At 44.7% G+C, this 12,341-nt stretch carries 13 protein-coding genes, 1 other RNA gene and 1 pseudogene; 4 read left to right on the plus strand and 11 right to left on the minus strand.

Annotated elements, in window-relative coordinates; all coding sequences use genetic code 11:
- Positions 1-16 precede the first annotated feature (16 nt).
- The 5 genes from AACT42_RS09510 to rsmI form a co-directional block, all read right to left on the minus strand.
- The gene (locus AACT42_RS09510) at positions 17-1,747 is read right to left on the minus strand and encodes a peptidoglycan glycosyltransferase FtsI (RefSeq protein WP_013856076.1); all 1,731 of its coding nucleotides are present in this window, start codon (positions 1,745-1,747) and stop codon (positions 17-19) included.
- Positions 1,744-2,061, minus strand: a complete 318-nt coding sequence (ftsL, locus tag AACT42_RS09515; RefSeq protein WP_010318013.1) for a cell division protein FtsL — start codon at positions 2,059-2,061, stop codon at positions 1,744-1,746. Before ftsL ends, AACT42_RS09510 begins: the two co-directional genes overlap by 4 nt.
- 3 nt (positions 2,062-2,064) lie before the next feature.
- Positions 2,065-3,015, minus strand: coding sequence for a 16S rRNA (cytosine(1402)-N(4))-methyltransferase RsmH (rsmH, locus tag AACT42_RS09520; protein WP_094132164.1), 951 nt, complete (start codon positions 3,013-3,015; stop codon positions 2,065-2,067).
- A 200-nt stretch (positions 3,016-3,215) separates the two neighbouring features.
- Positions 3,216-3,619, minus strand: an RNA gene (rnpB, locus tag AACT42_RS09525) — RNase P RNA component class A.
- A 119-nt stretch (positions 3,620-3,738) separates the two neighbouring features.
- Complete coding sequence (rsmI, locus tag AACT42_RS09530; protein ID WP_013856074.1) at positions 3,739-4,605, minus strand: 16S rRNA (cytidine(1402)-2'-O)-methyltransferase; 867 nt, start codon at positions 4,603-4,605, stop codon at positions 3,739-3,741.
- Positions 4,606-4,674: 69 nt separating this feature from the next.
- Here rsmI and AACT42_RS09535 point away from each other — a divergent pair, with 69 nt between their 5' ends.
- Genes AACT42_RS09535 through AACT42_RS09550 form a run of 4 tightly spaced genes read left to right on the plus strand, consistent with a single transcriptional unit; the run spans position 4,675 to position 8,002 of the window.
- A complete protein-coding gene (locus AACT42_RS09535; protein WP_094132165.1) occupies positions 4,675-6,480 on the plus strand; it encodes a penicillin-binding protein activator in 1,806 nt (601 codons plus the stop codon).
- The gene (locus tag AACT42_RS09540) at positions 6,467-6,835 is read left to right on the plus strand and encodes a YraN family protein (protein ID WP_094125317.1); all 369 of its coding nucleotides are present in this window, start codon (positions 6,467-6,469) and stop codon (positions 6,833-6,835) included. Before AACT42_RS09535 ends, AACT42_RS09540 begins: the two co-directional genes overlap by 14 nt.
- 3 nt (positions 6,836-6,838) lie before the next feature.
- Complete coding sequence (locus AACT42_RS09545) at positions 6,839-7,429, plus strand: phosphoheptose isomerase (protein WP_010318025.1); 591 nt, start codon at positions 6,839-6,841, stop codon at positions 7,427-7,429.
- 3 nt (positions 7,430-7,432) lie between these two features.
- A complete protein-coding gene (locus AACT42_RS09550) occupies positions 7,433-8,002 on the plus strand; it encodes a BON domain-containing protein (RefSeq protein ID WP_094132166.1) in 570 nt (189 codons plus the stop codon).
- A gap of 87 nt (positions 8,003-8,089) precedes the next feature.
- Here the strand turns inward: AACT42_RS09550 and sspB are convergent, their stop codons facing one another.
- The 6 genes and pseudogenes from sspB to AACT42_RS09580 form a co-directional block, all read right to left on the minus strand.
- Positions 8,090-8,569, minus strand: a complete 480-nt coding sequence (sspB, locus tag AACT42_RS09555) for a ClpXP protease specificity-enhancing factor (RefSeq protein WP_026027949.1) — start codon at positions 8,567-8,569, stop codon at positions 8,090-8,092.
- Positions 8,570-8,578: 9 nt separating this feature from the next.
- Positions 8,579-9,214 carry a stringent starvation protein SspA gene (sspA, locus tag AACT42_RS09560; RefSeq protein ID WP_026027272.1) on the minus strand — a complete coding sequence of 212 codons (636 nt, stop codon included), beginning with the start codon at positions 9,212-9,214 and terminating at the stop codon, positions 8,579-8,581.
- A 97-nt stretch (positions 9,215-9,311) separates the two neighbouring features.
- A complete protein-coding gene (locus AACT42_RS09565; protein WP_017046506.1) occupies positions 9,312-10,049 on the minus strand; it encodes a cytochrome c1 in 738 nt (245 codons plus the stop codon).
- On the minus strand, positions 10,046-11,311 hold the full coding sequence (locus AACT42_RS09570) for a cytochrome b (protein WP_013856067.1): 1,266 nt from the start codon (positions 11,309-11,311) through the stop codon (positions 10,046-10,048). The genes AACT42_RS09565 and AACT42_RS09570 overlap by 4 nt, the downstream gene beginning before the upstream one ends.
- Positions 11,311-11,907, minus strand: coding sequence for a ubiquinol-cytochrome c reductase iron-sulfur subunit (gene petA / locus AACT42_RS09575; RefSeq protein WP_010318038.1), 597 nt, complete (start codon positions 11,905-11,907; stop codon positions 11,311-11,313). Before petA ends, AACT42_RS09570 begins: the two co-directional genes overlap by 1 nt.
- A gap of 318 nt (positions 11,908-12,225) precedes the next feature.
- A pseudogene (locus tag AACT42_RS09580) lies at positions 12,226-12,341 on the minus strand (IS200/IS605 family transposase); the annotation flags it as partial.

The raw sequence follows: 12,341 nt of genomic DNA on the forward strand, positions 1-12,341 counted from the left end.
TGTGCTTCTCTCTTAATTATTTTTGGAATCGATTTTCATCAGGAGCGACATTGAGGATCTGCAACGCTCCTTTCATTATTTCGGCAAAGACAGGGCCGGCAACGGAACCGCCATAATATAAGTCACCTTGAGGTTCATTCACCATCACCACTAACGATACTCGAGGGTCACTCACTGGAGCCACTCCTGCCGTGTAAGCAAAATATTCATCACCATAACCGCCGGCAATCGCTTTGCGCGAAGTGCCTGACTTGGCCGCAATACGATAGCCCGGAACCGCGGCTTGAGTTGCTGTGCCACCGGGTTGGGTAACGGTTTCTAACATTTCCAACACTTTCTTAGCATTAGTTTTATCAACCACTTGGCGTGATAAATCTTGCTGGTTGCTGTCAATAATATGGATTGGTTGGTACTGACCTAAATTGCCTAAAGTGGCATAAGCATGAGCCAACTGAATGGGGGTAATTGACAAACCATAGCCAAATGCCAAGGTGGCAATTTCAAACGGTGACCAACGGCGGCGATTCGGGAAAATACCCAAAGTCTCACCGACGAGGTTTAAACCGGACATTTCACCAAGCCCTACAGAGGTATACATACCTAATAGGGCTTCGAGAGGCATTTCAAGCGCCAGCTTAGCCACTCCGATATTACTCGATTTTTTCAGAATTAAGGTTAAATCGGCTTTGCCGACTTTTGAGGTATCACGCACTCGACTGCCGCCGATTTGCATGATGCCATTCCCTGTATCAATCACCGTTTTGTCATTCGCAACGCCATTTTCAAGCGCGGCCAATACTACAAAAGGTTTGACAGTTGAGCCCGGTTCAAAGGCGTCCGTGATCACGCGGTTACGCATTTTAAAACTTTGCCAATCGGAACGGTTATTGGGGTTGTATGAGGGGGCGTTAACCATCGCTAATACTGCACCCGTTTTCACGTCGAGCAAAATGGCCGATGCCGAAGTGGCACGATAGTCCGCCACAGCTTGCTTGACCGCACGAAAGGCGATCGCTTGCAAACGTTGGTCAATGGTCAACGCCAGTGGCTTGCCCTCTTCACGCTCTTCAAGCGAGATATTTTCCACCACTCGGCCATACCGATCTTTGCGGATCACCTGTTTGCCAGCTTCCCCCGTCAGCCATTTATCATAGCTGCGCTCAACCCCTTCTAAACCGTGGCCATCGATGCCCGTCACACCAATTAAGTGTGCACTCGCCTCACCGGCTGGATAGTAACGGCGAGATTCTGCCTTGAGCCCCACACCCGCTAATTTAAGTTCGCGAATATAATTGGCCATTGCAGGGCTCACTTGACGCTGCAAATAGATAAAACGGCGGGTTTGGTTCTCTTCAATTTTTTTCAGAAGCTCACTGCGCTTAATGCCTAACACATCAGCCAGTGCGTACCAACGTTCACGTTCAACTAAGCCGCCGGCTTTAAAAATAGCCACAGGATCAGCCCATACTGCATCGACAGGAACACTGACTGCGAGAGGTTCACCATTACGATCTGAAATGATTCCGCGTGCCGATGGCAAGGTTTTGGCTCGGACAGAGCGCATATCCCCTTCGCGGATCAAATTATCCGGTTCGATAATTTGGATGAAGGCAACGCGCCCAACCAATAAAGCGAAAGCAACGAATACAAAAAAGAGGATGAGATAGAATCGCCAACGGATCAAAATAGGAGATGTCGCTTTTTCTTGACGAGGTGCCGCTTGGGCTTTGTCTTTGTTTTTTTTCATTTGAGCGTAATCACCACTTCTTTATCAGAATCAGGTCGCTTCATTTCCAGCTCTTGTTTGGCAAGATTCTGCACGCGGCTATGTTCTGCGAGGGCCGTTTCCTCAAGAATGAGGTTACGCCATTCATTATCGAGCCGCTCGCGCTCAACTAAGGTTTGATCTTTTTCTGAAATCGCCTGCCTAGAATGATGGGTAATAAACACCACTCCCATCGCACTGGCAAAAATTAACATTAACAAAATAAGCGGCACTCGACCCACCGTAAATAGGTCAAGTGCAATCAGTTTGGTTAAGTTAGGCGGCGACTTAGACATGGACTACAGTTTTTCAGCAACTCGTAATACTGAGCTGCGTGAACGGGGATTGAGTTCCACCTCTTCTTTAGTTGGCATAATCGCTTTCCCAACTGGTTTTAAATTGGCTGAGCCCAATGCCTGAATTTGTATTTCTGTTAACGGCAAACCATGTGGAACCTCTGGGCCTTTACTCTCTTTACGAATAAAGCGTTTGACCATGCGATCTTCAAGCGAATGGAAACTGATCACCGATAAGCGCCCTTGTGGGGCTAAGATCTTAGCTGCGCCTTTTAATGCAGTGTCGATCTCTTCTAATTCACTATTGATATAGATACGAAATGCTTGAAATGAGCGCGTAGCCGGGTGTTTTTTCTCTTTAAAGCTTTTCGGCGCGGCTTCTGAAATCAGTTTAGCCAATTGACTGGTACGCGTCAGAGGCTCTTTTTCATCGTCTTCACGGTAAGCGACAATCGCTTTGGCAATACGGCGCGCGTGCTTGTCTTCACCAAATTCACGAATCACCCAAGTAATGTCGTCCAAATCGGCTTGCGCAAGCCACTGCGAGACAGGGATCCCTGACGTTGGGTCCATACGCATATCAAGCGGGCCATCTTTCATGAAACTAAAACCGCGCTCGGCATCGTCCAACTGCGGCGAGGAAACGCCTAAATCAAGTAGTATTCCATCTACTTTCCCAACCAGATCGTAGCGCTCAGCGTATTGTGCCATGCCAGAGAATGGGCCATGAATGATAGTAAAACGCGGGTCGTTAATTTTTCCAGCTTCAGCAATCGCTTGTGGATCGCGGTCTATGCTGTAAAGCCGACCATTGTCACCCAACTTAGAGAGAATTGTACGACTATGACCACCACGGCCAAACGTGCCGTCGATATAAATACCGTCTGGTTTGATAGCAAGGCCATCAATGGATTCATTCAGTAGTACAGAAATGTGTTGAAAAGGTTCAGTCATCGTTTTCTCATCGGGCTAAAGCTGAAATATAGCAATCGGCTACGGCGCAAGTATTCAGTTTACTGATTTAACGCCGCATCGCTACCACTTGACGTTGGCATCACGTGATATTGCGCTAAGTTTAGTGCTTACGAAATAATTTTCGTCAATAAAAAGCAAAAAACCCATCATAACCGCAAGAGTTATGATGGGTCTGCAATAGGTGGAGTTGACGTATAAGCCGGGTTCTGTTCCGCTTGCGCGGCAGTAGCCATTCGTCTAGGCCAGCAATCACTCACTGGCTCAAGCAACCTACCCGCTTCCTTACGCGAGCAACGCAATGTGGAAGCCTATTTGGTCTTGCTCCGGGTGGAGTTTACCTTGCTACGAACTGTTGCCAGACGCACGGTGCGCTCTTACCGCACCCTTTCACCCTTACCTGTGCCCATTCCTAAGAAATTGGGCCATCGGCGGTCTTCTCTCTGCTGCACTTGTCGTAGGCTTTCGCCCCCCAGGCGTTACCTGGCACCCTGCTCTATGGAGCCCGGACTTTCCTCCCCTCCATCAGTCTCCCCAGCACAAGGCTAAAGGACATCAATGAAGCAGCGACTACCCAGTCAACTCCGAGGGCGGATTGTATAGAGAAAGATAGGTACTGTCTAGGCTCAAACAACTTCTGTGTTTAATTCACGCTTAAGCGTTTAATTATCCATCGATTTAAAACATCAAGATGCCGCTGGCTAATTAAGCAGATAGGTTTTCAAGCCCCCACTTATAAAGGGCATTTTTCTTAAGGTTATAAATTTCAGCCGCCAATGCGGCCGCTTTTTTCAGAGGCAGCTCTTTTGTCAAAATCGCTAAACTGCGCAACGCTTCGTCTGGCAAGCTATCGTCCACGCTTTCTCTGTAACCATGGATCAGTAACACCATTTCACCACGCTTGCGGTTCTCATCTTCATTAATCCAATTAATCAGTTCGCCTAACGGCAAACCTTGAATCGTCTCGAAGGTTTTGGTGAGCTCGCGGGCTAGCACCACGTTACGATCTGGCCCTAAGATAGCTAACATATCTTGCAGTGATTCGCTAATTCGGTGTGGTGACTCATAAAAAATACAGGTGCGTTCAGCCTTAGCGATCTCTAGGAATTTATCTTTACGCCCTTTGCTTTTCGGCGGCAAAAAACCTTCAAAACTGAAACGATCAGAAGGCAAGCCTGATGCACTGAGCGCAGTAATCACAGCACAGGCGCCCGGAAGTGGCACAACTCTCACACCAGCTTGACGACATTGATTGACAAGATGGTACCCTGGATCACTGATCAGTGGCGTTCCTGCATCAGAAACCAACGCAATAGATTGCCCTGATAATAATTTATCGACTAACACTTGTGCTTTTTGCTGTTCGTTGTGATCATGCAAGGCAAAGGTTTTAGTCTGGATATTGAAGTGAGCGAGAAGTCTGCCAGTATGGCGTGTATCTTCCGCAGCGATAACATCAACACTTGAGAGTACTTCAATGGCTCGCTGGGTAATATCACCCAAATTGCCAATTGGCGTAGGAACAATGTAGAGAGTTGGGATCTCTGCTGGCAAGGTTTTGCTATCTGTCATTTGTTTACCATCACTTCAACGATTAATATAGAGACAATTTTACACGGAATAACGAAAGAACTCATGGCTATGAAGAACCATCCGAGACTCAGTGTACCACGCTTATTCACGCCCGTTGCATTAGCAATGGCTTTGGCGGCGTGTTCGTCTTCACCATCGACGCCCACCTCAGTCGATATTACGCAAGATCCCACCAAGTCAGCGCAAACTTACTTGATGCAAGCAGATAGTAGCCAAGGTTCACTGCAAAATGATTGGTTGATCATGGCTCTTAAAGCCGCAATTAACGAAAACAACAGCGAACAAGCGCAACTGTTGATTATGCGCTTAGCCAAACAGTCGCTCTCTGAAGCGCAACAAGCTGAATGGCAAATGGCTAAGGCTCAGTTGTCGAGTAATGCGGAACAGTTTTCACAAGCGCTCTCTCAGCTTAATTTTCAGGCTTGGTGGAAGCTAAGCCCTGAAACATGGGCTCAATACCATCAAATGCGCGCCGATATTTTTACCGCGCTCAGCCGCCCTTTTGATTCAAGTAGGGAGCTTATTGCATTAAGCACTTACGTTGATGATGCCGAGCAAGAAGCGATTGCCGATCAAATTTGGCTCAATTTCAATCACTATAGCGAACGTGAAATTACCCAATTAAATCCAGAGCCTAACGAAAACGTGCTCGATGGCTGGCTACAACTGGCTGTATATATGAAAACGCTCAATAGCAATATTCCGCAGTTGAAGAATACGCTCGAAAAATGGCTTGCGGAAAACAGCAATCACCCAGCGGCTCGTTATACACCTAAAGCGATACAAGATATTTTAGCGCTGGAAATCATCAAACCCACTAACACCGCGTTGTTACTTCCTCTTTCAGGAAAGTTTGCCACGCAAGCTCAACTGATCCGTGATGGCTTTATCATGGCGATGATGAATGACCGTAACCGTGACCTCAATGCTACCTTGACTGTGATTGATACCAATGCCGAAGACGCCGCGCTCATAGATAAGCAACTGATTGAAAAAAACATTGATTTCATTGTTGGGCCACTCATCAAAGAGAACATCGAGAATCTACATAAGCTTCAACAAGCACGCTTAGCTTCTATCCCTACGCTGGCGTTGAATATTCCAGACCAAATTGAAGATCATCCTAACACTTGCTATCTTGCACTTTCGCCAGAGCAAGAGGTTGAACAAGCCGCTAAGTATCTGTTTAGCCAAGGCTATCAGTACCCTTTAATACTCGCTCCTCAAGGTAATTACGGCCAGCGTGTAGTAGAAGCGTTTAACGCAGAATGGCAAAAATACAGCAAGAATAAAGTATCGGTGAACCTATTTGGTGATAAGCGTCAATTGCAACGCAACATTAACTCAGTATTTGGTCTGCAAGATAGCCAACAAAATATCGCGCAAATGGATGCGTTGATGGGTATTGATTTGCAAAGCCTGCCCCGCAGTCGTCGTGATATCGATTCGGTTTATATCGTGGCTAACAGCGCAGAATTGACTTTAATTAAACCCTTTATCGAGGTCGCAATTAACCCTGACACTAAGCCACCCAAACTGTTTTCAAACTCTCGTAGTAACAGTGGTAACACACAGTATGAAGACCTCTCTGGTGTAACTTATAGCGATATTCCATTACTCATTCATCCCAATTCAATGCTGGATAATGAAATGAACCAATTGTGGCCAAAGAACTCCAATAGCGAGCGACGCTTACAAGCATTAGGTATGGATGCTTATCAGTTAATGATTGAGTTGCCACAAATGAAGGTCGTCGAGGGGTATAGTATCGATGGCAAAACAGGCACATTAAGTATTGATGGGCAATGCGTGGTACAGAGAGAGATCAGTTGGGCGGTGCATGGCGCTCTTTAGTCGCCGCGCAATTGGTCAACAGTATGAAACCGCAGCCAAACACTATTTATTAGGTTGTGGTTTGGCTTTTATTGAACAAAACTTCAATACCAAAGTCGGTGAAATCGACCTCATTATGCGAGATAAAAACACCTTAGTGTTCGTAGAGGTTAAATACAGGAAAAACCAATGTCATGGGCATGCCGCAGAAATGGTTACTACTGCAAAAATGGCAAAGTTGATGAAAACCGCAACTTTATGGCTACTGAAACATGGCCTATCGCCCTATGACACCGATTTTCGTTTCGATGTGATCGCCATCCACCAAGATGTGCACCACATTGAGTGGATTAAAAACGCAATAACTCAAGGATAAACGATGCTCGACAGCATTAAAGACAGTTTTACCGAAAGCATCCAAATTCAAATTGCGGCTGCTGAAGCACTACCCCATGCGATCACGCATGCTGCACAAGCCATGGTGGCAACGCTACTTAACGGTCATAAAATTCTCTGTTGCGGTAATGGTGGCTCTTCGGCCAATGCCCAGCTTTTTTCTTCTTGCTTACTGAACCGTTTTGAAACTGAACGCCCGAGTTTACCCGCCATTGCATTAACCGCAGACAATACCACGTTAACCGCAGTTGCTAACGACTATCACTACCAAGAAATATTCTCGAAACAGGTACGTGCATTTGGTCAACCTGGTGATGTTTTGTTGGCTATTTCAACCAGTGGTAACAGCAAAAACATCATTAAAGCGATGGAAGCGGCTGTGACTCGCGATATGACGATTATCGCTCTAACAGGCAAAGACGGTGGAGAAATGGCTGGTCTTCTAGGTGAAAATGATGTGGAGATCCGCATCCCCTCGCAGCGGACGGCTCGAATCCATGAAGTTCATATGGTCACCCTACACTGCTTATGTGACTTGATTGATCAAGTCCTTTTCCCTTCTCATGAAGAATAGACAATGAATAGATTAAAACTTTCACTCATTCTACTGTTGAGCTTTGCTGTATCAGGTTGTGCAGGAGTTATCCTTGCTGGCGCGGCAACAACAGCGAGCCTAGTAACAGACCCTCGAACCACTCAAGAAATTTGGAATGATAATAACATCGAATTTGAAGTAGCAGGTATCGCCAATAAAGCCCCCTTTAACGGAAAAACTCGCATTACGGCCAGTTCTTATCAAGGGATTGTCGTGTTGATGGGACAAGCTGAAAACTCCGAATTACTCAATGAGTTTGAAAATAAAGCACGTGAGACAAAAGGGGTCAAAACCATTCATAATCAAGTCAGAATAAAAGCGCCTTTATCAATTGGCGAAATCAGTAACGACAGTTGGATTACGACTAAAGTAAAATCAGCGCTGTTGGCCAATTCTGAACTGAACACAATCAAAATCAAAGTAATCACAGAAAATAGAGAAGTATTTTTACTTGGCTATGTCTCGGCAGAACAGGCTAATCTAGCCAGTGATATTGCCCGAAACATATCAGGCGTAAAACAGGTGATTAAGGCATTTCAATACAGCGAATAATCTCGGTTATCCTTTGTTTTTTTTTAGAAAAAAAGCAGCGAATATCGCTGCTTTTTCGATCATGACTGCTTAATGTGTGAAAATGAGTTACTTAATGACTCTTAGGCTTGGTTTTCCCTTCGGCCGAGAAGTTTCTTGTGCTCGAGTCTCTAATAATTCCTCATCTTCTTGAGAAGCAACGCTTAACATCGGCTCTTGTTCAGATTCCTCTGTTATGCCCGCTTCTAGATAAGGGATATAGGCCTCTTCAGGTTCAAACATCGTACCTGCACCGTTTTCACGTGCATAGATCGCTTGCACTGCGTACAAAGGCACTATGACCGAATGAGGACGTCCGCCAAAGCGAGCATTGAACGTAATCGCTTCATTGCCAAGCTCAAGGTTACCTATCGCTCTTGGGGCAAGATTAAGGATAATTTGTCCATCTTGCACAAACTCCATAGGCACTCGTACACCCGTAAGAGTGGCATCCACAACAACATGAGGAGTCAATTCATTTTCTAATAGCCAATCATAAAATGCTCTAAGCATATAAGGTCGGCGAGGAGTCATTTGAGAGATATCCATCAAACTGCCTTAACGAACTAAACGCATCTCACGTTCAGCTTCTGTTAAAGAAGCCAAGAATGAATCACGCTCAAAAACACGATTCATATATACTTTAAGCTCTTTAGAGCCAGGACCAATCAGATCAATACCCAAAATAGGTAAGCGCCATAGTAATGGAGCTAAATAACAGTCAATGAGGCTAAACTCTTCACTCATGAAATATTCGTATTCCGCGAACACAGGACCAAGAGTAAGCAGATCATTGCGTAATTTATTACGAGCTGCTTCTGACTCTTCCGCATTACCCTTCACGACTTTCTCAGCCAGTGAGTACCAGTTTTTCTCAATACGGTAAATCATCAAACGGCTATTACCACGAGCCACAGGATAAACAGGCATCAGCGGTGGATGAGGGAAACGCTCATCTAGGTATTCCATGATGATCTTTGAGTCATAAAGAGCAAGCTCACGATCAACTAACGTTGGTACTGTCTTATATGGGTTTAGCTCAATAAGGTCAGCTGGCAGATTGGTTTCATCAACTAATTCTACTTCAACACTGACACCTTTTTCCGCTAGAACAATACGTACCTGATGACTATACATATCAGATGCACTCGAAAATAGCGTCATCACAGAACGTTTATTGGCAGCTACAGCCATGGAGCCCTCCAGCACACTTACAGATATAAAAACAATGGAGGCCAAGCCTCCATTGAAGATTCTAAAAATTAGAAATTAACGCCGCATGGTAGCACAATTAATGCACATCACGCCAATATTCTTTCTTCAATAGAACAACCACGATAGTAAATAGCACAAGGAATGCCATTACCCACCAACCTAAAGTTTGACGTTCAAGCTTGACTGGTTCTGCTGAATATTCAAGGAAGTTAACAATGTCACGGACCGCTTGATCATACTCACTTTGGCTCAGCTCACCCGTTCCATCAGACTCGGCACCAATAACAGCCTTGACTTCCTCGCCATTGACAAGATGAGTACCATAAACTGGTTGTGGGATCCCTTGTAGCTCTTCAAGCACATGAGGCATACCGACACTTGGGAATACGATGTTGTTTACGCCAAAGGGCCGGCTAGGATCGGCATAAAATGAACGAAGGTAAGTATACAACCAATCTGTTCCTCGAACACGAGCCACAAGCGTTAAATCTGGTGGTGGTGCACCAAACCATTTCGCTGCCGACTTATCTGGAATCGCATTCTCCATCAGTTGACCAATTTTGGCATTCGGATCAAAAATCAAATTCTCTTTCATCAAATCCGAGGGAATATTCAAATCATTCGCTACACGCTCATAACGCTGGTACTGAGTTGAGTGGCAACCAAAACAGTAGTTCATGAATAGCTTTGCACCATGCTGCAGTGATGCTTGATCTGTTAAATCATTATTTGCTTTATCTAAATGTACATTTGCGCCAGCTGCCAAAGCAAGAGATGGCAGCATTGCAAACAAAATTACAATCCACTTTTTCATTTAAATGTCACCCTCTCTGGTAATGGTTTCGTTGCTTCATTTTTGCTGTAGAAGAACAACAAAACAAAGAACATGAAGTAACCAACGCTAAATATACGTGCAAGCATTGTGTAAGTGGCTGTCGCAGGTAACGCACCTAAAACACCTAACGCAATAAAGCAGATAGTGAACTGAATAATATTGATTAAGTGGAACTTACTACGATAACGGTAAGAACGAACCTTACAACGATCCAGCCATGGCAATAAGAACAACACCACAATCGATGCACCCATCGCAGCCACACCAATTAACTTATCAGGAACGGCACGTAAAATTGCATAGAAAGGCGTGAAATACCAAACAGGTGCGATGTGTGCTGGTGTTTTTAGTGGGTTTGCCGCTTCAAAGTTAGGCGGCTCAAGGAAGTAACCACCCATCTCTGGGTTAAAGAACAACACATAACAGAACAGGATTAAGAAACCAGCTACACCAATAAGATCTTTCACTGTCCCGTAAGGATGGAATGGAATCGAATCAATGATGTCGTATTTCTTGGTGTAGTAGTCATGAAATTTAAACTGCGTTTTATAATCATCGCCCATCGCCCCTTTTGGTACTTTGGTTTCGATACCGTCAGGGTTATTAGAACCGACTTCATGCAGTGCTAATATATGGAGAACAATTAGCAACAATAAAACAATAGGTAAAGCAATTACATGCAGTGCAAAGAAACGGTTCAGAGTGGCACCTGAAATAACGTAGTCACCACGTATCCATAGAGTTAAATCATCACCGATAACGGGGATTGCACCGAACAAAGAGATAATAACTTGCGCTCCCCAATAGGACATTTGTCCCCATGGTAGCAAGTATCCCATAAAAGCTTCGGCCATCAACACTAAGAAGATCAGCATGCCAAATAGCCATAGCAGCTCACGAGGCTTCTGATAGGAACCGTAAATTAAGCCACGGAACATATGTAGATAAATCACCACAAAGAAAGCTGAAGCGCCAGTGGAGTGCATATAGCGCAGTAACCAACCATACTCAACATCACGCATGATGTATTCAACAGATGCAAAAGCCCCTTCACCTGATGGCACATAGTTCATGGTTAGCCACACGCCAGTGAGCAGTTGGTTAACAAGAACCAACATGGCTAACGATCCAAACAAATACCAAAAGTTAAAGTTTTTCGGCATTGGATATTCAGATAGGTGTTTTTTGTAAGCGTTCATTGCAGGTAAACGCTTTTCTACCCAATCAAGTAAAACTTGCATTATGCAGCCTCCCCGGTCTCATCTAATCCTATGACAATACGAGTATCGCTAAGATACATATATTGAGGGATAACCAAGTTTAGTGGTGCCGGAACACCTTGAAAAACTCGACCCGCCATATCAAATTTCGAACCATGGCAAGGACAGAAAAAACCAGATTTAACCCCTTGAACTTGTTCACTAAAAGAATCAGGCAAATAAGTAGGTGAACAGCCAAGGTGAGTACAAATACCCACAGCAACGAAATATTCAGGTTTAATCGATCGATAAGCATTTTGCGCATAATTAGGCTGCTGCTGCTCATCCGATTGAGGATCTCGAAGTTGGTTTTCTATATCTTTTAGCCCATCGACCACTGATTGAGAACGACGAACAACCCAAACAGGTTTTCCTCGCCACTCAACACGAACCATTTGCCCCTCTTCAAGTTTACCGATTTCAACTTCAACGGGGGCTCCAGCCGCTTTGGCTTTGGCACTTGGGTTCCAAGATTTAATAAAAGGAACGGCGACAGCAGCGGCTCCTAACCCTCCGACAACGGCTGTTGTCGCGGTTAAGAAACGTCTGCGACCGTTATTTAAAGGCGCATTGCTCATCCAAACATTCTCCCATTTGCTCCCTGTGGATTATTATTATTCCGCTTATCAAGAGCATGGCTAACAAAATACGAATCTAGTTGTATTTATTTGATGGCAAATCATAAATAAAACCCTACTTTTTGACAAGATAAAGCTACCTTTTCGTAACATTCGTGAAGTAAATCGCACGTGAGGTCACAAAAGGAAGATTAAAGAGCAACAACCAAATGATGTGATTAAAAAAATGAGTGTTTGCTAACACCAAAAAGTAAAAATCCGCCTTCTTAGAAGGCGGCTTTGGTTTATAGCCCCCTATAAGGGGGCATCCCTGCACTGCTAGTTTATCTTCAACTCTAACTGCGCCTCATATTCTTGATCTTTCTTGTCTTGGTGCCTTACGTAACGCCTGATGATTTCTTCATTCACACCAACTGTGTCAACAAAGTATCCCC

Origin of the sequence: Vibrio sp. V15_P4S5T153 (assembly GCF_963874485.1) — a bacterium.
GTDB classification, from domain to species: domain Bacteria; phylum Pseudomonadota; class Gammaproteobacteria; order Enterobacterales; family Vibrionaceae; genus Vibrio; species Vibrio anguillarum.